At 74.6% G+C, this 21,425-nt stretch carries 15 protein-coding genes; 12 read left to right on the top strand and 3 right to left on the bottom strand.

The window, feature by feature from the left end; translation table 11 throughout:
- The first annotated feature begins 19 nt into the window (after positions 1-19).
- The gene (locus ACIQMV_RS00120) at positions 20-1,519 is read left to right on the top strand and encodes a PLP-dependent aminotransferase family protein (protein ID WP_402589945.1); all 1,500 of its coding nucleotides are present in this window, start codon (positions 20-22) and stop codon (positions 1,517-1,519) included.
- 115 nt (positions 1,520-1,634) lie between these two features.
- Here ACIQMV_RS00120 and ACIQMV_RS00115 read toward each other — a convergent pair whose 3' ends face one another.
- Positions 1,635-3,299: a hypothetical protein gene (locus ACIQMV_RS00115; protein ID WP_402589943.1), complete on the bottom strand. Its 1,665-nt coding sequence runs from the start codon at positions 3,297-3,299 to the stop codon at positions 1,635-1,637.
- A gap of 36 nt (positions 3,300-3,335) precedes the next feature.
- A complete protein-coding gene (locus tag ACIQMV_RS00110) occupies positions 3,336-3,530 on the bottom strand; it encodes a hypothetical protein (RefSeq protein ID WP_141362905.1) in 195 nt (64 codons plus the stop codon).
- 308 nt (positions 3,531-3,838) lie between these two features.
- Here ACIQMV_RS00110 and ACIQMV_RS00105 point away from each other — a divergent pair, with 308 nt between their 5' ends.
- The 8 genes from ACIQMV_RS00105 (at position 3,839) to ACIQMV_RS00070 (ending at position 16,722) form a co-directional block, all read left to right on the top strand.
- Entirely contained in the window at positions 3,839-4,231 is a 393-nt protein-coding gene (locus ACIQMV_RS00105) for an ankyrin repeat domain-containing protein (protein WP_141362907.1), read from the top strand.
- Positions 4,232-4,554: 323 nt separating this feature from the next.
- The gene (locus tag ACIQMV_RS00100; RefSeq protein WP_402589940.1) at positions 4,555-5,973 is read left to right on the top strand and encodes a HEAT repeat domain-containing protein; all 1,419 of its coding nucleotides are present in this window, start codon (positions 4,555-4,557) and stop codon (positions 5,971-5,973) included.
- A 139-nt stretch (positions 5,974-6,112) separates the two neighbouring features.
- On the top strand, positions 6,113-7,240 hold the full coding sequence (locus ACIQMV_RS00095) for a glycosyltransferase family 4 protein (protein WP_402589938.1): 1,128 nt from the start codon (positions 6,113-6,115) through the stop codon (positions 7,238-7,240).
- On the top strand, positions 7,237-8,400 hold the full coding sequence (locus ACIQMV_RS00090) for a glycosyltransferase (protein WP_402589936.1): 1,164 nt from the start codon (positions 7,237-7,239) through the stop codon (positions 8,398-8,400). The genes ACIQMV_RS00095 and ACIQMV_RS00090 overlap by 4 nt, the downstream gene beginning before the upstream one ends.
- Positions 8,397-9,257: an SGNH/GDSL hydrolase family protein gene (locus ACIQMV_RS00085; protein ID WP_402589934.1), complete on the top strand. Its 861-nt coding sequence runs from the start codon at positions 8,397-8,399 to the stop codon at positions 9,255-9,257. The genes ACIQMV_RS00090 and ACIQMV_RS00085 overlap by 4 nt, the downstream gene beginning before the upstream one ends.
- 224 nt (positions 9,258-9,481) lie before the next feature.
- A complete protein-coding gene (locus ACIQMV_RS00080) occupies positions 9,482-11,008 on the top strand; it encodes a hypothetical protein (protein WP_402589932.1) in 1,527 nt (508 codons plus the stop codon).
- Positions 11,009-11,060: 52 nt separating this feature from the next.
- Positions 11,061-11,939, top strand: coding sequence for a hypothetical protein (locus ACIQMV_RS00075; protein WP_141362919.1), 879 nt, complete (start codon positions 11,061-11,063; stop codon positions 11,937-11,939).
- Positions 11,940-12,018: 79 nt separating this feature from the next.
- The gene (locus ACIQMV_RS00070) at positions 12,019-16,722 is read left to right on the top strand and encodes a hypothetical protein (protein ID WP_402589930.1); all 4,704 of its coding nucleotides are present in this window, start codon (positions 12,019-12,021) and stop codon (positions 16,720-16,722) included.
- Positions 16,723-16,809: 87 nt separating this feature from the next.
- On the opposite strand, the gene ACIQMV_RS00065 is transcribed toward ACIQMV_RS00070, so the two are convergent.
- Positions 16,810-17,271: a hypothetical protein gene (locus ACIQMV_RS00065; protein ID WP_402589928.1), complete on the bottom strand. Its 462-nt coding sequence runs from the start codon at positions 17,269-17,271 to the stop codon at positions 16,810-16,812.
- Positions 17,272-17,694: 423 nt separating this feature from the next.
- Between ACIQMV_RS00065 and ACIQMV_RS00060 the strand changes: the two genes are divergently transcribed.
- The 3 genes from ACIQMV_RS00060 to ACIQMV_RS00050 are packed head-to-tail and all read left to right on the top strand — an operon-like array spanning position 17,695 to position 21,413.
- On the top strand, positions 17,695-20,544 hold the full coding sequence (locus tag ACIQMV_RS00060) for a nitrate- and nitrite sensing domain-containing protein (RefSeq protein WP_402589926.1): 2,850 nt from the start codon (positions 17,695-17,697) through the stop codon (positions 20,542-20,544).
- Complete coding sequence (locus ACIQMV_RS00055; protein WP_401777605.1) at positions 20,541-21,002, top strand: roadblock/LC7 domain-containing protein; 462 nt, start codon at positions 20,541-20,543, stop codon at positions 21,000-21,002. Before ACIQMV_RS00060 ends, ACIQMV_RS00055 begins: the two co-directional genes overlap by 4 nt.
- A gap of 18 nt (positions 21,003-21,020) precedes the next feature.
- Positions 21,021-21,413: a DUF742 domain-containing protein gene (locus ACIQMV_RS00050; protein WP_388476463.1), complete on the top strand. Its 393-nt coding sequence runs from the start codon at positions 21,021-21,023 to the stop codon at positions 21,411-21,413.
- Positions 21,414-21,425: the final 12 nt, after the last annotated feature.

Here is a 21,425-nt window from a genome sequence, read left to right as displayed (position 1 = left end):
GGAAGGTGGACTGGTCGTCATGGCGCAGTGGACCTCTGCGGTGGGCGCCGCGCAGCTCGCCCGGCTGCTCAAGTCCCAGCAGGACCGCCCGGCGGGCCCGGGCTCACGCCGCCCGCCCGCCTACCGCGCGCTCGCCGACGGCATCCGGCTGCTGGTGCTCGAAGGCCGTGTCCCGGTGGCCGCCCGGCTGCCCGCCGAGCGCGAACTCGCCCTGTCCCTCTCCGTCAGCCGCACCACGGTCGCCGCCGCGTACGAGGCCCTGCGCACCGAGGGCTTCCTGGAGTCCCGGCGCGGCGCGGGCAGCTGGACTGCGGTGCCGGCGGGGAATCCGCTGCCCGCGCGCGGACTGGAGCCCCTGCCGCCGGAGGCACTGGGCTCGGTGATCGACCTCGGCACCGCGGCCCTGCCGGCCCCGGAGCCGTGGCTCACCCGCGCCGTTCGGGGCGCGCTGGAGGAACTGCCGCCCTACGCCCACACCCACGGCGACTATCCCGCCGGACTGCCCGCGCTCCGCTCGATGATCGCCGAGCGGTACACCACGCGTGGGATCCCCACCATGCCCGAGCAGATCATGGTGACGACCGGCGCCATGGGCGCCATCGACGCCATCTGCCACCTCTTCGGGGGCCGCGGTGAGCGCATCGCCGTCGAGTCGCCGTCCTACGCGAACATCCTCCAGCTGATGCGGGAGGCGGGCGCCCGGCTCGTGCCCGTGGCCATGGCCGAGGGGCTGACCGGGTGGGACCTGGACCGCTGGCGCCAGGTGCTGCGCGAGGCCGCGCCCCGGATCGCCTACGTCGTCGCCGACTTCCACAACCCGACCGGCGCGCTCGCCGACGAGGAGCAGCGGCGGAGGCTGGTGGAGGCGGCCCGCTCGGCGGGGACGGTGCTCGTCGTCGACGAGACGATGAGCGAGCTGTACCTGGATCCGGGGCTGGAGATGCCGCGGCGGGTGTGCGCCTTCGACCCGGCCGGGTCCACGGTGATCACCGTCGGCTCGGCCAGCAAGGCGTTCTGGGCCGGGATGCGCATCGGCTGGGTACGGGCCGCCCCCGACGTGATCCGCAGCCTGGTCGCCGCGCGGGCCTACGCCGACCTGGGCACCCCCGTCCTGGAGCAGTTGGCCGTGAACTGGCTGTTCAGCACCGGGGGGTGGGAGGAGGCCGTGACGGTCCGGCGGGACCAGGCCCGCGACAACCGGGACGCCCTGGTCGCGGCGGTCCGGCGCGAGCTGCCCGGCTGGGAGTTCGAGGTCCCGGGCGGCGGCCTCACGCTGTGGGTGCGCACCGGCGGCCTGTCCGGCTCCCGTATCGCCGAGGCGGGCGAGCGGGTGGGCGTCCGTGTTCCCTCCGGCCCGCGCTTCGGCGTCGACGGCGCCTTCGAGGGCTATGTCCGCCTGCCGTTCACGGTCGCGGGAGCGGTGGCGGAAGAGGCGGCGACGCGACTGGCGGCGGCGGCCCGGCTGGTGGAGGCGGGTGCCTCCAACGGGGGCGAGTCCCCTCGCACCTTCGTCGCCTGAGCGCCGCCCGCGGCCCGGTGGGTCGGCTCGGGGCGGCGCGCCTCGCCCCCGTTTGCGGCTTCGCGGCTCACGAGGGCTCTGCGGAAGGCGTTCACGAGGGCTCCGACGAGGGGGTTCACGAGGGCTCCGCGACCGCCTTCGTGGGCTCCGCGACCGCTTCCGTCACCGTCTCCATGGGCTCCGCGACCGCTTCCGTCACCGTCTCCATGGGCTCCGCGACCGCTTCCGTCACCGCCTCCATGGGCTCCGGCACCCGCTCCCCGTCGGCCGGCGTGGTCTTCGGCGGCAGAAGGTCGAGCACGGCCTGCCGGTGCGCGTCGCTCGTCGCGTCGTCGTAGGGGTCGGGCGTGACCGGCACCTGGAGCCGGTGGACCGGCTTCGTCCCCAGCCGGGCGTACCCGCGTCCGGCCGGGACGACGGGCAGCGGCGTCGTGTGCGGCGGCGCCCCCAGTACCGCCTTGAGCTGCTCCGCCGTCGCCGGCCCCAGGACGACACGCGCGCGTGTGTGCTGCCGTACCGCGTCGCTCAGCGCCTCCGCGCTGTCGAACTGCTCGGCCACGACGACCGCCACGCCGACCGCGCGCCCGTGCCGCAGCGGCACCTGGAGCAGCGCCTGCGGGTCCTTGCGGCCGTCCGCGGCGGCCAGGTGCGTGAACGCGGTCGGCCGGTCGAGCAGCAGCCACAGTGGCCGCTTGGTGTCCTCCGGCGGCGGATGACCCGCCTGCCGCGCGCGGTTGACGGCGATCAGCCTGCGCTCCGTCTCGGTGGCCGCCCACTCCAGGCTCGCCAGCACCCCGGCCAGCCCGCACTCGACCGCGAGCACCCCGTCCCGGCCGGACAGGCAGGCGAACTCGCCGGTGGCGCCGCCGTCGACGATCAGCACGTCGCCGTGCTGGAGGGCCTGGAGCGCGATGGAGCGCAGCAACGTCGAGGTGCCGCTGCCGGCCTGGCCCAGGGTCAGCAGGTGCGGCTCGGTGGAGCGCAGGCCCGTGCGCCAGAGGACCGGCGGCACGTCGCGCTGCTCCTCGCCGTAGCCGAGGGGGAGCGTGCGCTGGACCTCGCCGGGGTCGGTGAAGCCGAGCACGGTCTCGCCCGGCGCCGTGACGAAGCGCTGCGCGGCGATGTCCGTGGGCAGCGGGGCGAGCGCGGTGACGGTGAGCTGGTTGCCCTCCTCGTCCCAGGAGAAGAGGTATTCGCGCCCGCGGCCGGCCTTGACGGTGAGCAGGTGCTCGATCCGCGCGCGGGACTCGGTCTCGCCGTCGGTGAAGTACGCGGGGTAACGGATCAGCAGGTGGCTCACGCGTCCCGAGTCGTCGAACTCGAAGGTGGGGAACGCCTTCTCCCACGCGCCACCGTGCGCGTACAGCGGTGCCGGATCCTCGGCCGCCGAGAAGTAGGGGACCAGGGCCTCGTACAGGGAGGCCAGGCGCTGGATGCGCGACTCGTCGGGGCCCTTGGACTTCGGCGGGGTGCGGTCGCGGCCCTGCCAGCCGGCCGCCGCCATGAGGACGATGCCGGAGAGCAGCGGCCCGTACGGCACCAGGGCCACGACCAGGATCACCGAGACGACCAGGAAGAGGAGCGGTCCCCGCCGGTCCTTCGGTGTCTCCGCCCACTTGCGCCGCCCGGCCCCGGCCAGTCGGCGCAGACCGCGCGAGATCGTGATCAGCGGGTGGAGGACATCGGTGGCGCCGCCCGCCGCCGTCCGGGCCAGCTCCCGGCCGCGGGCGATCTGTGCGCTGCCGTTGCTCAGAATGCGAGGGAGAGGGCGCCGGGCCACTTGATGCTCCAGGGGTGCGTACGGACGGGGGCGGAATCAGAAATTGAGCCCGCCCAAGAGGCTCGCGAGGCTTGCGCCCCCGGCCTTGATGCTCGGGGCCACGCCGGTGCTCGACAGGTAGAAGCCGAAGAGCCCGCAGACCGTCGCGTGCGAGCTCTTCAGTCCGTGGTTGCGGCAGAACAGGAAGACGACGGTGCCGAGCAGCACAACGCCCGAGATGTTGAGGATCATTGCTCTCTCCTGGTTCACGGGGGACAGTCACCATGAGTTCTTCCAGGCTCACAGAATGTATCCATATGACAAAAGGTGCAACTAGGTGAATTTCGTTAGATTTCCATCGGTTGGCGGAGTCCCGTGGGGTGCCTGAGGGCCACTGTTGCGTCCGACCGTGTCCGTGGTGATCTTTACCTCGGGCGCATCCGGCCATGTGGCGCACGAGCCAGTACGCTGGCGATTCACCCGTACGGCCGACCAGCGCGGACCGCCGTACGCTTGCTCCCCGCAGTACCGAACGTTCGCAGTGAGAGGCGGTCCGGCCGATGAGTGAAGCCCCCGACCCCGAGGTCGTGGAGCTGGCGACCAAGATCTTCGATCTGGCCCGGCAGGGGCGGACCGAGGCACTCGTGGCGTACGTCGACGCGGGCGTCCCGGCCGACCTCACCAACGACCGCGGCGACTCCCTGGTGATGCTCGCCGCATACCACGGCCACGCAGCCGCCGTCCGCGCGCTGCTGGCCCGAGGCGCCGACGCCGACCGCGTCAACGACCGGGGCCAGACCCCCCTCGCAGGAGCGGTCTTCAAGGGTGAGCAGGAAGTGATCACAGCCCTCCTGGAGGGCGGCGCGGACCCGTCCGCCGGCACCCCCTCGGCCGTCGACACGGCCCGGATGTTCGGCAGGACGGAGCTGCTGGAGATGTTCGGCGAGAGCTGATCCCCGGGCCGGAAGCAGCCGCTTCGGCCCTTCTGACCAGGAACGACACAAACAACGGGGGAGGCGGTACAGGGCCGCCGGAAATTTCGGTCGCGGCAGCGCGGGCGCCGGGTCATCATGACGTCGTGATTCACGGACGCGATGGCTGGGCAGGTGTTGCCGCACCGCGCGGGCCGTGATCCGGCCCGCATGGGCCACCGACGAGAGGCAGAGGAAGATGGTCTACAGCAAGCAGCGGACGGCGGGCGCCCCGACGTGTTGTCGCGCGGCCAGGTAGTACGAGATCCCCGGTTGCGTCGACGCTTGATGTGAGGCTGTTTCCCATGTTCGATCCGGTCATAGCGCCCAGCGGTACGCTGCTCGGCCTGCTCCAGCGGGGCCGCGGCGACGGCACGCTGCACGCGCTCACCGCCCCCCGCGCCGAGGCGCTGGCGGCACTGAACCACTGCGTGCTCAGCGACCCACGCCACGACTGGCAGGTGGAGAACCGCTCCCTGTACTACGCCCGCCTCTTCCTCGACCTCGACGGCGAACTGGACCGGATCGAGGAGCACCTCCTCGACCCCGAGGACGCCCTCGACACCGACGAGTCACGCACCGGACTCGCCCTCGCCGTGCTCGGGCACCTCGCCTCCTACGGCAGGCGGGACGCGCTCGCCCTGCTGCGCAGGTACGCCGCCACCGGCGCCAACTGGGCCTGGGCCCTGGACGAACTGGCGCTCAGGGACGACGACGCGGGGCTGCGCGCCCTCGCCACGCCGGTCCTCGCGCGCTTCGCCACCGACGCCGAGGGCGAGGCCGAGCTGGCCGCCGCGGTGCGCGACGCCTTCGAGCCCCGGCCGTGGCGGCTGTGGGCCGACGACCCGCGCGAGTCGGTCGCCACCCGCGTGCGTGCCGCGCACGAGGCGGGCTGCTTCGACCTCTGGCAACGGCAGATGCGCCCCACCGGACCCCGGCCCGGGTGGAGCGTGCAGGCGGTGTTCGAGTGGGCCGAGCAGGGCGCCGACCGCGGCGCGCCCCGCCATGCCCCGGCCGCCCGCTGCCTCACCGCCGTCGCCGGTCCCGAGGACCGGCCCGAGATCCTCCGCGCCGCCCGGGCGGGCACCGACGCGGCCCGCTGTACCGCCCTGCGCTACCTCGCCGACGGCGACGACCCCGACGCCCTGGACCTCATCGAGGCCGCGGTGTCCGACGGCTCCGCCACCGTGGTGGAGGCCGCCGTCGACGCCTTCGAACGCATGCGCGGAGCCGCCGCCGTCGACCGGGCACGCGGCTGGGCCCACCGCCCCGACCCGCTCGGCGCCGCCGCCGGACGAGTGCTCGCCTGCCGCGGCGCGGTCCGGGACCGCGACCTCGTCCTCGCCGCCCTCCGGGAGGCGGTCCGGGGCGAAGGCCCCGACGCGCCCACCCTGTGGACCCTGGTCGACGGCGCCGGCCGACTCGGCATCACCTGCGCCGCGCCCGTCCTGCGCCACGTCTACCGCGAGACCGCCTCCTCACATCTGCGAGGCCGTGCCGCCCGAGCCCTGGCCGCCACCGACCCCTCCTTCCCCGCCGGGTTCGCCGTCGAGTGCCTGTGGGACTGCGAGGAGACCACCCGCGAGATCGCCGCCCGGCACGCCGAGACCGGCGACACGCGCGTCGTCGAACGACTGCGCAGACTCGCCGCCGACCCGGCCGAGGAGGACGAGGTCCAGACCGCCGTGCGCAGCCGGATCGGGCCGGACACGCCCACCGCGTGAACATCCGGTGACCCGGGGGCCAGGAGCGCGTGGCCGGGGACCGTCCGGTCCGGCCGCACAGCACAACGCTCATGGGACGTTCCTCGTCCGGAAAGATCCACGTTGACGCGGGCACGTCCAGCACGGCGACAACACCGGTATGCGTGTCGTCATCGTGACCGAATCCTTTCCCCCCGATGTGAACGGCGTGGCCCACTGCGCGCTCCAGACCGCCCGGCACCTCGTCGATCGCGGTCACGCCCCCCTCGTCGTGGCTCCCGCCACCGCCGCCTCGACCGGGTCCGACGCCCCCGCGCCGTGCCCCGTCGTCCGCGTCCCCTCCCTTCCGCTCCCGGGCTACCCCCAGGTCCGCGTCGCCCTGCCCAGCAGGCGCGTCGCGGCGGCGCTCACCGAGCACCGCGCCGACCTCGTCCACCTGGCCGGCCCCTTCGTCCTCGGCGTCCGCGGCATGGCGGCCGCCACCCGGCTCGGCATCCCCGCCGTCGCCGTCTACCAGACCGACCTCGCCGGCTACGCCCGCACCTACATGGGCGCCGGCGAGGCGGCCGCCTGGCGGCGCATCCGCTCCGTCCACGCCGCCGCCGACCTCACCCTCGCCCCCTCCAGCGCCGCCCTGCAGGACCTGGAGGCACACGGCGTGCCCCGTGTCAGGCTGTGGGGCCGCGGCGTGGACACCGTCCGCTTCCGCCCCGAGCACCGCGACGAGGCGCTGCGCCGCGAACTCGCCCCGAACGGTGAGCTGATCGTCGGCTACGTCGGCCGGCTCGCCCCCGAGAAGCAGGTCGAACTGCTCTCCGGGGTCTGCGGCCTGAACGGCGTACGGGTCGTGGTGGTGGGCGACGGGCCCAGCCGCGCCCAGCTGACCGAGTCCCTGCCGGGCGCGGTCTTCCTGGGCCGTCGCACCGGCGACGACCTCGCGCGGATCTTCGCCTCGCTGGACGTCTTCGTGCACACCGGCCCCTTCGAGACGTTCTGCCAGACCGTGCAGGAGGCCATGGCCTCCGGGGTGCCCGTCGTCGCGCCCGCCGCGGGCGGTCCGCTCGACCTGGTCGCCCACGACCGCACCGGGCTGCTGGTCCCGCCGCGCGACGCGGCCGCCGTACGCGACGCCGTGTGGGCGCTGGCCGCCGACCCGGCACTGCGGGCGTCGTTCGCGGCGGCCGGCCGCTCCGCGGTCGAGGAGCGCACCTGGGCGGCGGTCGGAGACCAGCTCATCGCCCACTACGAGAACGTGCTCGCCGCGCGGCGGACGGCGGTGGCGGCATGACCACCGCGCCGCTCACCCTCGTGCGGCTCGCGAACTTCGTCGCCCCCGCCTCCGGTGGACTGCGCACCGCCCTGCGCGAACTCGGCAAGGGCTACAAGGCCGCCGGCCACGAACCGGTGCTGGTCGTCCCGGGCGACCGCCACACCGACGAGGAGACCGAGCAGGGCCGCGTGATCACACTGCCCGGGCCGCTGCTGCCCGGCACCGGCGGCTACCGCGTCCTCACCGACAAGCGGCGGGTGGCCGCCGTCCTGGAGGAGCTCGCACCGGACCGCCTGGAGGTCTCCGACCGCACGACGCTGCGGTGGACCGGCAAGTGGGCGCGGCGGGCCCGGGTCCCGGCCGTGATGGTGTCCCACGAGACCGCCGACGGCGTGCTGCGCACCTGGGGCCTGCCGCAGACCCTGTCCCAGCGCGCCGCCGACGCCCTCAACGTCCGTACCGCGCACACCTACGCGCGCGTGGTGTGCACCACCGAGTTCGCCGAGCGCGAGTTCGTGCGGGTCGGCGCGCGCAACGTCGTGCGCGCGCCCCTGGGCGTCGACCTGGTGGAACGGCACCCCGCGCTGCGGGAGGCGGCTCTGCGTGCCCGGCACGCACGCGACGACGAGGCGCTGCTGGTGATGTGCTCCCGGCTGTCCGTGGAGAAGCGGCCCGGCAACGCGCTGGACGCGCTGGAGGCGCTGCTGCGGCGCGGACGGCGGGCGGTGCTGGTGGTGGCCGGGGACGGTCCGCTGCGGACGCGGCTGGAGCAGCGGGCCCGTGAGCGGGCGCTGCCGGTGACGTTCCTCGGGCACGTCCGCGACCGCGACCGGCTCGCCGCGCTCCAGGCCTCCGCCGACGTGTGCCTGGCACCCGGGCCGGCCGAGACCTTCGGGCTCGCCGCGCTGGAGGCGATGGCCTGCGGCACCCCCGTGGTGGCCAGCGCCTCCTCCGCGCTGCCGGAGGTGATCGGCTCCGCCGGCGACAGCGCGGCGGACCACGGCGAGGCGTTCGCCGACGCCGTGGAGGGCCTGCTGGCACGCCCGGAACGGGAGCGGCGCGAGGCGGCACGCGCGCGTGCGGAGTGCTTCGGGTGGACCGCCTCCGTGGAGGCGTTCCTCGCCGCGCACGACGTCCCGGCTCCCGTGCGACGTCCGTTGCAGGAGGGTGTGGCATGAGACCGCTGCGCTTCGTCGCCCTCGGCGATTCGCTGACCGAGGGCGTCGGCGATCCCACGGGCGACGGCCGGCGCGGCTGGGCGGCACTGCTCGCCGGCGGTCTCGCCGAGAAGCCCTCGGCCGTGGAGTTCACCAACCTCGCGGTGAGCGGGGCGCAGACCCGCGACGTTCTGGAGCGCCAGACGCCGGCCGGACTGGAGCTGCGCCCGGACGTCGTGTCGGTCGTCGTCGGCGTCAACGACACCCTGCGCCGCACCTTCGACATCCACGCGGTGGCCGCCCGGCTCGACCGGGTCTTCGCGGCCTTCACCGGCCGGGGCGCGGTCCTGCTGACGGCCTGTCTGCCCGACCCCGGCGCGATGCTCGGCCTGCCCGGCGCGCTGGCCCGCCCGCTGGCCCGGCGGCAGCGGGCGGTCAACACGGTGGTCCACGCCCTGTCGGAGCGCTACGGGGCCGTGCACCTGCACGCCGACGCGGGCCAGTGGCTGACCGACCGCGCGATGTGGAGCGCGGACCGGCTGCACCCGGGGGAGCGCGGTCACCGCCAACTCGCCTTCCGCTTCCACACGTTGCTCGCGGAGACGGGTGTGGCGAGCGGGCCCGCGCCCTCGCCCGAGCCGGAGTTCCCCGCGCCCACCCGGTCGGCGAGCCTGTGGTGGCTGGCCACGGCGGGCACCGGCTGGGTGGCCCGGCGCTGCACCGACCTGCTGCCGCAACTGCTCACCCTGGCCGCCGACGAACTCCGCCACCACGCCCGCGGCACGAGCGCCCGCCTCGACCTGCGCTCGTCGGCATCGGTATCGGCGGCCCTGGCCGCGCTGTCGACGCCGGAGGGGGCGGAGCCGGAGTTGGCCTGAGCCGGGAGTGGCCGGCCCACGGGAACGGCGCGGCGCCTTCAACCGCCGCCGAACCGTGCCCGCCGTCCACGTCGCGTACGACCCGCTGCGGCTGACGGGCCGTACCTCACCCGCGACCGGCGGACCCTCCGCGCCCTGTGCGAGGGCGGGCGGGACGACGCACCGTGGCGGCCGCGTCCGTGCCGTTTGGGTCGTTGTCAGGCCGAGGACCTAATCTGTGCACCGTGACTTCGCCTGCATCGACGGACAGCGTTCCGCCCCAGCTCAGCGCGGGGCCGCGCCCCGCACAGGGGCCGGCCGCCGACGAGGGACTGGCGCGGCGGCTGCGCGCGCTCGCCTGCACCGCGCCGCTGCACGACCTGGACGTCCGCAAGGCCAACCTCGCCGGCGAGTACTCGGTGTACGGCATGGCGGAGGTCGCGCTCGCCGCCATCGACCTCGTCACCCTCAACATGGACTTCGACACCGGCGCCGACCACGACCAGGTCGTGGCCCGGCTCGTTCCGCGCGTCGCCGCGCAGGCCCCGCGGCGTCCGTCCGGCGAGCACGAGCGCGTGGCCCGCTGGGTCCTGGAGAACCTGATCAACGTCGGCAGCGTCGACCGCGGCTTCCGCGCGGTGTACGGCACCTTCGGGCCGGACGGCACGTATGTGCGCCGCGACTACGACTTCAAGCTGATCGAGGAGGTCCCCGGCCCCGGCGGCAGCGTCTACCTGCGCACCACGGACGAGGCGGTCAACGTCCTCGTCGGCGCCCTCGACACCGACGTCACCAGCGCTCAGATCGCCGCCGAGGTCAAGCTGGAGGTGCTCATCAGCCGCGGCCGCCTCGCGGACGCCCAGCTCGCCGCCGAACAGGCCCGCTACCGGACCGTGCAGTACTCGGAGACCCTGCGCAGGGCCCTGGAGGCGACCCGGCGCAACGTCCGGGCGGTGGACTGGCTCAGCGCCGTCCCCGACATGATCGCCGAGGCCCTGGACCACGTCGCCGACCGCTACCGGCACGAGAACGCGATCCTGACCAACATCCGCAGGGCGCGCGACGAGTCGGAGGACCCCGAGCACAAGCGGCGCGCCGCCGAACTGGTCGACATCGTCAAGGACTGCATCCGCAGGCACACCCAACTGCAGTCCCGGCTGCTGGAGGCCGGGCCCCTGTTCCGCGCCGAGCAGGACCGGCAGGCCTTCGCCACCCCCCTGACCACCTCCGGGACCGACCTCTACGGCCACCTGCTCGCGCCCACCCTCCCGCTGCCGCTGGAGCAGGCGATCCGGGTCACGGACGCCTTCTTCGCGCGCGGGACCGGGCTGCGCACACCGGTGTCGGTCCGTGTCGCCGACCTCGTGGACATCCTGCTGACGCCGCCCGTCGAGCGGGAGCACCTGGGCGCCGAGATGCCCGAGCCCGACCTGATCGCCACCCCGGACGACAGCCGGTTCAGCGAGGAGCAGCTCGCGGCCGCCATGGAGCTGCTTGACCTGCCGGCCGACGCGCCGCGACGGCTTTCGGGACTGCTCGCCGAGGCCCGCGACAAGGACCCCGACCTGCCGTACCTGGTCGCCCTGCTGGCCGTCCACGCGGCCAGCCCCCCGGTCGGCACCGCCTACCGGCAGGGCGAGGAGAAGCTGCTGTTCGCCGTGGACGACGGGACCGAACTGGACGATCGGGAGTTCGGCGGCGCCGACCTCATCGTCGGCACGGCACTGCTGGACGCGGCGGGCATGGCGGCCGACCGGACGGAGGCGGCGTGAGCCCCGCCGGCAACCGTACGCACGAGCGACACCCCAGCAAGGAGCCCCAACCGTGACCGAGCACGTCGACCGGAGTGAGCCGGAAGCCGCAGGCGCGCCCACGGCGGTCGCCGTCACACCCGCCGACGCCGCCGACGCGGCCCGGCTCGTCGCCTTCGGGCTCCAGCCCAAGCTGCAGCCCGCCCGCGACCAGGAGTACGCCGACCTGCTGCGCCGCCACCGCGAGGACCCGGCGTTCGCACGGCTCGCGGACGCCGTGGCCGCCGGACTCGGGCTGGTCGTGCTGGAGGTGTCCCCGCGTGCCGGGATGGCGGTCACCGCCGCCGAGGACTCGGTGTTCGCCGTCCGCATGGGCGACTACGCGCGCCGTACCGCCGCCGACTCCGGCGACCGCTTCCTGCACGGACTGGCCCACCTCGCGGTGGCCGCCCTGGCGTTCCCGCGCCCCGAGGACCTCGCCGACGACGGCTACATCGGGCGCGTCACCGTCAACGGCGTGGACGCCTTCGTCCGCCAGGCCTGCCGCCGCCTGGAGGAACGCGCCGAGGAGCAGGGCGAGAACACCGACCCGGCCACCGACGCGCCGGGCCTCGAGGCCGCCTGGCGGATCTGGGCCAGACGCAGCGCGACCGGGGCCACCAAGGACGCACGCCGGCCGGCCGCCTCCACCACGGGCATCGTGGCCAAGGCCCTGGCGTTCCTGACCGACTCCGGGTTCCTCCAGCGCACCGGCGACGAGAGCGGCGGCACGTACCGCACGACGGCCCGCTACCAGCTCCAGGTGCGCGACATGGCGGGCAGCGCCGCCCTGGCCGAACTCCTGGAACTGGGCATCGTCCCGATGACCGGCGGCACACCGAGCCTGCTGCCCGCCGAGGACGGCGACGACCTGGACCTGGTGGCCGACGCCGGGCTGCCGTTCCACTCCTGAGGCCCTGCCGCCTCCCGCCACCCCCGCCCGCACGAAGTCCGCCACCCCCCAACTGCAAGAAGACTGACGAGAGTCCGCCATGTACGAGCTGTCCCGGGTCCGCCTCTACTCCATCGGGCCCGCCGGTGCGCGCTACGCCGACACCGTGCTTGACCTGCGGAGCGTGGGCGAGCCGGTGCCCGATCCCGCGCCCATCCAGGCGGAGTTCTTCGAGGAGGAGCCGGTCGGCCCGCCGCGCCGGCCCGCCCCCGCCGGTGTGCTGTTCCTGGAGAACGGCGGCGGCAAGTCGGTGCTGCTCAAGCTGATCTTCTCGGTGATGCTGCCCGGCCACCGCAACACCCTCGGTGGCGCCAGCTCCGGCGTGCTGCGCAAGTTCCTGCTCGCCGACGACTGCGGGCACGTGGCGCTGGAGTGGCAGCACGTGCAGACCGGCGAGTGCGTGGTCGTCGGCAAGGTCAGCGAGTGGCGCGGGCGCCAGGTCTCCAACGACCCGCGGAAGTTCGCCGAGGCCTGGTACTCCTTCCGGCCCGGACCCGGACTCACCCTGGACAACCTCCCCGTCGCCGAGGCCACTTCCGTACGGCCCTCCGCCGAGGGCCAGTCGGGCGCGCGGGGCCGTCGCCGCACCATGAAGGGCTTCCGGGACGCCATCACCGAGGCTGCCAGGACCTACCCGTACCTCGAGGTGCACTTCGAGGAGATCCACGAACGCTGGACCGAGCACCTGGGCGACCTCGGCCTCGACCCCGAACTCTTCCGCTACCAGCGGGAGATGAACGCCGACGAGGGTGAGGCGGCCGGCCTGTTCGCGGTGAAGAAGGACTCCGACTTCACCGACCTGCTGCTGCGCGCCGTCACCGACACCCGCGACACCGACGGGCTCGCCGACCTGGTCAGCGGGTTCGGCAACAAGCTGGGCCGGCGCGCCGAGCTGATCGCCGAGCGGGACTTCACCGCGGGCTCGGTCGACCTGCTGGGCCGGATCGTCGAGGCCGCCGAGGCCCGCACACGCGCGCGTGACGTCCACGTCGCGGCCGAGCGGCGCACCCGGACGCTGGCGCGACGGCTGTCCGCCCGGGCGGTACGGGAGCGGGTCCGGGCCGCCGACCTCGCCCAGCGCGTCACGGCCGCCGCCTACGGCGTCACGCACTCCGACGGCGCCCGCGAGCGCAGCGCGCTGATCGCCGCCGAACTCGCCTACCGGCATGCCTCACTGGCCCTCGCGGCCGCCGAGAAATCCGCGGCCGCGCAGAAGCGGGAGCTCGCCGACGCGCGCACCCTGTACGCGGCGTGGCAGGCCGCCGAGGCCGTGCTGCGCCACCGCGCCGCCGCCGACCGTGTGGCCCGTGTCTCCGCGGCGATCCAGGAGGCCGAGCGGGACGCGGCCCCGGCCCTGGCCGCGCGCGCCAAGGCCGCCACGGATCTCGTACGGGCCCTGCACGCGGCCGCCGAGAGCGCCGAGACCGTCGCCAACGAGGAGGAGGAGCGGTCCGCGCGGCTCCAGGAGGTGGGCGAGTCCGCCTACCGGGACCAGACCGCCGCCGCGACCGAGGCGCAGCGCGCCCGCAGCGAGGCCGGGCATCTGCGGCAGCGCCTCGCCGAGGTCGAGCAGGAGACCGCCGAGGCGGTACGTGCGGGCTGGCTGGACGACAGCGCCCCCGACGCCGATCCGGCGCGTGCGGCCCTGGCCGCCAGCGACGCGGAGAAGACGGCGGTCGCCGCCTGGGACCAGGTCCGCGAGACTGCCCGGAAGGCCACGGAACACGCGCGCGAGGCCGCCTCGGCCGAATCCCGCGCGGAGCTCACCGCGGCCCGCGCGGCCGACGCGGCGACGGCGGCCCAGCGCGCCCACGAGACCGAGCGCCGCATTGCCGAGGCGCTGGCGGCCGAGGGGCGGCTCGCGGAACTGCTGAGCCTGCCGGGCGCGACCGGGGCCGCGCGGGCCGGAGTGCCGGCGCCCCGGACCGGACCGGACGCCACGATGGCGGGTGCCGAGTCGGCCCACCGCACCGGAGGGGCGCCGTACGGCACCCCGGGACGGCAGAGTGCCGCGGAGACGGACCAGGCCGGGGCCGAGGGCACGCTCACCCCCGAGGACCTGGACCGCTTCGCCGACGAGCTGCGCGAACTGCTCGTCGACGCCGTCTCCTCCGCCGAGCGGCATCTGTTCGAACTGCGCACCGCCGCCGCCGACGACTCCCGGATCCTCGGCGCGCTCGGCGACGGCGGCCTGCTGCCGCCCGGCCCGGACGTACTGGCCACGGTGGAGTTCCTCGGCGAGCACGGCATCCCCGCGCTGCCCGGCTGGCGCTACCTCGCCCAGGCCGTCGACCCCGCCGACCACGCGCGCGTCCTGGCCGCCCGGCCCGAGCTGGTCGACGGCGTGATCATCACCGACCCGGACACGCACGCGCGTGCCCGCGAGGCCCTCGCGGACGCGGCCCTGCTGCCCCGCTCGACCGTGGCCGTCGGCACCGCGGCCGCCCTGCTCGCCCCCACCCCGGCGGACGGCACGCCGCAGGGCGACGTGTTCCTCGTTCCGCCGAACCCGGCCATGCACGACGAGTACGCCGCCGACGAGGAACGGCAGGCGCTGCGCGCGCGGGCCACCGAGCGGGACGAGGAAATCCGCACCCTGGCCGCCCGGCTCGGCAAGGACCGGGAGTTGGCGGCGCGGCTCGCCTCCTGGCGCACCGGCTGCCCCGCCGGCCGGCTGCTGGAGCTGGCACAGGCCGCCCAGGACACGCGCGTGTTCGCCGAGGAGGCCGAGGCCGAGCTGGCCGAGGCGCGGAGCCTGCGGGCGGAGGCCGACGAGGCCGCCGCCGAAGTCGCCCAGGAGCGCGACGAGCGGCAGGAGGCCGCCCAGAAGGCGCGGCGCGCCGCCGACGCCCTCGCCGGGCTCGCGTTCCGGCTGCGCGAGCGGGCCGGCTGGCAGGCCCGGCTGCGCGAACTCGCCGACGAGGCAGCCGAGTCCGAGGCCCGCGCCCAGGTCTGCCTGGAACGCGCCCGTGCCGCCGACGAGGACCGGCGCGCCGCTCAGCGCGCCGCCGACGACACCCGCCGCACCGCGCGGGCGCTGCGCGCCGAGCGCTCCGAGATCGCCGGCGCCCCCGACGGCGTGCCGGAGAGCGACGGGGAGGCACCCAGGGCGTCCCTGCCCGCTCTGCGCGAGGCCTACCGGGCCGCCTCCCAGGTCTACGAGAAGGTCGGTGTCGGCGCGGACCTGCGTGCCGAGCAGGCCCGAGCGGAGAGCGACGAGAGCGCCGCCCGCGCCGAACTCGACCGGCTCAGCAACAGGGTCCGTACGCGCGCGGAACAACTCCTGGAATCCCCCGAGGGCTCCGACGGGCCGTCCCGGCAGGGCGCCGCCGCCCGAGCCGAGGAGCTGGTGCAGCTCCTGGAGACCCGGATGTCCTCCGCGAGCGAACAGCTCGGCCGGCTGCGCGGCGAGGCCGAGCGGCACGCACCCGAGGACGGCGAGGCACACACCGAACTCCCCGAGGACCTGCTCCCGCGCGACGCCGAGCACGCACAGGCCCTGCTGCGCACCGCCACCGCCGAACTCGCCTCCAGGGCCGGGGCGCTGGCCCAGGCCCGTGAGGCGCACGCCGAGCTGCTGGAGTCCCACCGCGCCGCCGAGGACGCGGCCGGCGGCTTCGACGAGATCGCCGGCATGCTGCGCGACCAGCTGCGCGAAAACACGAGTGACGAGGAGCAGGAGGAACCCGAGCCGTACCCGGGCAGCCCGGAGGACGCCCGGCAGGCGGCCGCCGAGACCCGCAGGTCACTGCGCGGCTGCGCCGGCGACCTGTCCGCCGCCGACTCCGCCGCCCGCGAGGCGAGCGACGTCCTCGTCCGGCACGCCAACTCCACGCGCTACGAGCAGGTGCGCACCCCCGCCCGGCAGCAGATCCGCGAACTGCCCGCCTCCGCCCTGCCCGAGCACGCCCGGAAATGGGCGGAGGCCTTCGCGCCCCGGCTCCGGGTGCTCACCGACGAACTGGCCCAACTGGAACGCAACCGGGACTCGATCGTGGACCGGTTGCGCGGACTGGTCGAGTCGGCGCTCGCCACGCTCAGGTCGGCCCAGCGTCTGTCCCGCCTTCCGGAGGGGCTCGGCGAGTGGTCCGGGCAGGAGTTCCTGCGCATCCGCTTCGACGAACCCGACCAGGCCACGCTCACCGAGCGGCTCGGCGAGGTCATCGACGAGGCCACCCGCGCCGCCGTGAAGAAGAACTCGGACCTGCGGCGGGACGGCATGTCCCTGCTGCTGCGCGGAGTCGGCGCGGCGCTCCAGCCCAAGGGCATCGCCGTGGAGATCCTCAAGCCGGACGCCGTCCTGCGCGCCGAGCGGGTCCCCGTCGGGCAGATGGGCGACGTGTTCTCGGGTGGCCAGCTGCTCACCGCGGCCATCGCCCTGTACTGCACGATGGCCGCCCTGAGGTCGAACGACCGCGGCCGGGACAAGCACCGCCACGCGGGCACGCTCTTCCTGGACAACCCGATCGGCCGCGCCAACGCCACCTATCTGCTGGAGCTCCAGCGGGCCGTCTCGGACGCCCTCGGTGTGCAGCTCCTCTACACCACCGGCCTGTTCGACACGACGGCGCTCGCCGAGTTCCCCCTGGTCATCCGGCTGCGCAACGACGCCGACCTCAGGGCCGGGCTGAAGTACATCAGTGTGGAGGAGCACCTGAGGCCAGGGCTGCCGCAGCAGACTCCCGCGGGCGAGGCGGTGCACAGCGAGATCACGGCGACCCGGATGTTCAAGCGTCCGGCGTGACCGAGCCCGGCCGGGCCGTCACGCTCGACCGGCCCGACCGAGCCCGGCCGCTCGACCGGCCGCCGCCCGCCGGCGGCCGGGTCACCCCTACGGATGCGACAGCTGCCCCGAGCCGTTCCGGCCGCGTATCCGCTTCCGCGCCCGCTCGGCGGCCCGCGCCTCCCGCCGCGCCTGGCGCCGCTCCCGCCGAAGGGCACGCGCGGTACTGCTCGGCACCGACACCACGCCGTTGCGCTGGTTCCACACCTGGCGGGTCACCCACACGTCGAGCGCCGCCCAGGTGGCCACCACCGTGCCGGCCACGCTGCTCAGAAGCATCGGGAACGCCAGCCACGACCCGGACACGCTGAACAGGAACGCCACCACGGCCTGTATCAGCGTCACGGAGACGATCAGCACCGCCCGCACGGCGGCCGAACGCACCGGATCCGGCAGCCTGCGCCGCCGCGCGGGCTCCTCGACCCACAACGGCCTGTAGGACGGCTGCCCGTCCCGCCCGCCCGTGTACACCGAAGACCCGTACGCCCCCGGTCGCTCCGCTGTCCCCATCACTTTGCGTCCCTCCCCACCGCCGGCAGACCGCTCGCCCCGGTGCCCGAAGAATCGGCTCCCCAGTGGCTGCCCGGCTTGCGCTGTTTTACGCGGCCCGGAGGCGCACTGCGTCTCCTGTGGCCGATTCCGCCCCCATCTCCCATGGACAAGGACGAACGAGACGTCACGAAGATTCCCGGCCGACGAAAAAAATCGGTCAACCGACCGGGCCGGACGCCCCGTTCCCGTACCCCCGCCACCACGGCCTTCCGGACCGGCATCTCCCGCAATGCCCCGACAACTCGCCCGCTCCCGGCACTCATACGGAAGTACTGGCTCCGGACGACTCTTCGAGTTGACTGCATGTCGGTAGTAGGCTCGCGCCGTTTGTTGACGCACATGTGTACCCCGGGGCCTCTGGGGGACGAGCTGGGGGAGGCCATGCGCTTTCGCGGGAAGTCCATCCGCCGGAAGATCGTGGCGCTGCTGCTCGTGCCGCTGCTCTCGCTCACCGCGATCTGGGCCTTCGCCACGCTGATCACCGGGCGGCAGGTGACGCAGCTGTTCAACGCGTCCTCCGTGGTGGAGGAAGTCGCCTACCCCACCGAGGACACGGTCCGGGGCCTGCAGCAGGAACGCCGCCAGACCCTCGTCCATCTCGCCGACCCCCGCGCCTCCGACGGCCTCGCCGCACTGCGGCGCAGCAGGAGCGCCACCGACGAGGCCATCGCCAGGATCCGCAGGACCGCGAAGAACCCCGACGTCCGCGAAGCGCTCGGCCCGTCCGGCGCCGGACGCCTGAGCGTCGCGCTGGACGCCTTCGACGGCATCGACTCGCTGCGCCGCAGCGTCGAGGACCGCACCGTCGGACGCGCCCAGGCACTCGACCTCTACAACCAGCTCATCGACCCCTGCTACGCCCTGCTCGCCAACCTCCACGTCGTCGACGACGTCGACCTGGCCAGGCAGTACCGCGCCCTGGTCGGTCTCGCCCAGGCCCGCGAACTCCTCTCCCGCGAGGACGCGTTGTTCGGCTCCTCGCTGATCGTCGGCCACCTCTCCCGCGACGAGACCCGCGGCATCTCCGACCTGGTCGCCCAGCGTTCCCTGCTGTACGACGTCGACCTGCCCCTGCTGCCCTCCGCCGAACGCGGCCGCTACGACCGCTTCTGGCGGAACGCCTCCTCCGCACCGCTGCGGACCGCCGAACAGGCCGCCGTCTCCAGCACGTCCGGCACTCCGCGGGCGGTGAGCGTGCAGAGCTGGGACACCGCCGCCGGAGACGTCCTCGACGAGCTGGGCACCCTCAACGACGAGGCGAACGACCGCTTCCAGGACCGTGTCCGCCCGGTCGCGATGGACGTCATCCTGGAGGCCGCCGTCGCGGGCGTGCTCGGCCTGATCGCCGTGCTGGTCTCGCTCGTCCTGTCCGTGCGCGTCGGCCGCGGCCTCATCCGCGACCTCAGGCAACTGCGCCTGGAGGCCCACGAGGCCTCCGGCGTTAGGCTGCCCAGCGTGATGCGCCGCCTGTCGGCCGGCGAACAGGTCGACGTCGAGACCGAGGTCCCGCGCCTGGAGTACGACAGGAACGAGATCGGCGAGGTCGGACAGGCCCTCAACACCTTGCAGCGGGCCGCCGTCGAGGCCGCCGTCAAACAGGCCGAACTCCGCGCCGGCGTCTCCGAGGTCTTCGTCAACCTCGCCCGTCGCAGCCAGGTCCTGCTGCACAAGCAGCTCACCCTCCTCGACGCGATGGAACGCCGCACCGAGGACACCGACGAACTCGCCGACCTGTTCCGGCTGGACCACCTGACCACCCGTATGCGCCGGCACGCCGAAGGCCTGGTGATCCTCTCCGGCGCCGCCCCGTCCCGGCAGTGGCGCAAGCCCGTCCAGCTGATGGACATCGTGCGCGCCGCCGTCGCCGAGGTCGAGGACTACGAACGCATCGAGGTCCGGCGGCTGCCGCGCACCGCGGTCACGGGCCCGGCCGTCGCCGACCTCACCCATCTCGTGGCCGAACTCCTGGAGAACGCCACGGTGTTCTCGCCGCCGCACACCGCGGTCCAGGTCGTCGGCGAACGCGTCGCCAACGGCTTCACCCTGGAGATCCACGACCGGGGCCTCGGCATGGCCGCCGAGACGCTGCTGGACGCCAACCTCCGGCTCGCCGAGACACCCGAGTTCGAGCTCTCCGACACCGACCGGCTCGGACTGTTCGTGGTCAGCCGGCTCGCCCAGCGGCAGAACGTCCGGGTCTCGCTCCAGCCGTCCCCGTACGGCGGCACCACCGCGATCGTCTTCATCCCCGACGCGCTGCTGACGGACGACGTCCCGGACACCAACGGCATCGGCTTCCGCCTCGACCGGCCCACCCCGAAGGCCGACCGGGAGGGAGGCCGCAGGACCGCTCTCGCCCAGGCACCCGTGCAACTGCCCGGGCTGCCGGCCTCGGTCCTCGACGGGCCGGTGGAGCTGGAGGCGCCCGTCGACCTGGACGCCATCGAGGACTTCCCGGACGTCCTCGACGAGGAGGCCGGCGAACGCGGCGGACTGTTGGGCCCGCGCCTCTCCCCGGCACGGCGGACGGCGCACGAGACGCTGCCCCGCAGCCTCGCCGAGCACCGGCAGAGCACGAGCCGGCGTGGCACGCCGCAGGAGACCGGCGAGGAGGAGAACCCGGGGCGCGCGGTCCCGCTGCCCCGGCGCCGGACACCCAAGCTGGTCAGCTCCCACGGACGCCCGGTCACCGAGCAGAGGTCCCGCCGCGAGACGGCCGGCGCCGAGGACCCGGTGGGTCCCGGCCGCCCTGAGCGTGAACCGGCGGCCCCGCTGCCGACCCGCCGTCGCGGCGAGTCCCCGCCCGGACCGGCCACGGCAGCGGCCGACGGGCGCGGGCAACGCGACAGCACCGAGGAGTCCCCGGCCGCGAGCCGGGGGGCGCGGCAGCCTCCGGCCCTTCCGCGGCGCACCGTCCGGCCCGCGCCCGCCGGCGGCGGGCAGGACGGCGAGGGGCGCGACCCGGCCGAGGCACCCGGCGGCCCGGGACCCGACGCGGGTCCGCTGCCCCGGCGCAGACGGCAGGCCAGTCTGGCCCCGCAACTGAAGCGGAGCCCCGACCGGCCCGAAGGCGCCGGCCCGGACCCGGCCGAACGCGACGCCGACGAGGTACGCAGCCGGATGGCCTCGCTCCAGCGCGGCTGGCGGCGCGGGCGCGAGGAGAACGCCGCGGGGGACCATGCCCCGGACGACAGCACAGCACAAGGAACGACAAAGGGGGACGGTCGATGACCGCACCGAAGGCGACCGGCCACACCACGACGGACAGGACGAACGAGACGGCCGAGGCGGACAAGGTGAACAAGGTGGAGCTGAACTGGCTCCTCGACGAACTCGTGGACAGGGTCGCGAGCATCCGCAAGGCCATCGTCCTGTCCCGGGACGGACTGGCCACCGGCGTGTCCAAGGACCTGACCCGGGAGGACAGCGAACACCTGGCCGCCGTGGCCTCCGGCTTCCACAGCCTCGCCAAGGGCGTGGGCCGGCACTTCGACGCGGGCGGCGTCCGGCAGACGGTCGTCGAGCTCGACGACGCCTTCCTGTTCGTGACCGCGGCCGGCGACGGCAGCTGCCTCGCCGTCCTGTCGGACGCCGACTCCGACGTCGGCCAGGTGGCCTACGAGATGACACTGCTGGTCAAGCGGGTCGGTGCGCATCTGGGTGCCGCTCCGCGCACCGATGTGCCCTGAGGCGGGTAGTGGGATGACATGAGCGGAGACGGTCAGGCACGAAGCCACTGGTTCGACGACGAGGCCGGACCGGTGGTCCGTCCGTACGCCATGACGCGGGGCCGCACCAGCCATGCGGCCCAGCACCGCCTCGACCTGATCGCGGTGGTCGTCACGGAACCCCATGTGGACGACCCGGAGGCGGACGTCACGCTGTCCCCGGAACACGTGGACATCGTCGGGCTGTGCCGCTCCCCGCAGTCGGTCGCCGAACTCGCCGCGGAACTCGATCTGCCCATCGGCGTGGTGCGCGTGCTCGTCGGCGACCTCGTGGACGAGGAGTACGTCCACGTGACGCGTCCCGTGCCGCCCGCGGAACTGCCGGACGAGAGCATCCTGCGGGACGTGATCAACGGCCTGCGGGCGCTGTGAGCGGTGGGAGAG

This window comes from Streptomyces sp. NPDC091412 (genome assembly GCF_044756885.1).
Taxonomy (GTDB): domain Bacteria; phylum Actinomycetota; class Actinomycetes; order Streptomycetales; family Streptomycetaceae; genus Streptomyces.
The sequence above is the reverse complement of the archived record's forward strand: the minus strand, read 5'-3'. Positions and strand labels throughout refer to the sequence as shown.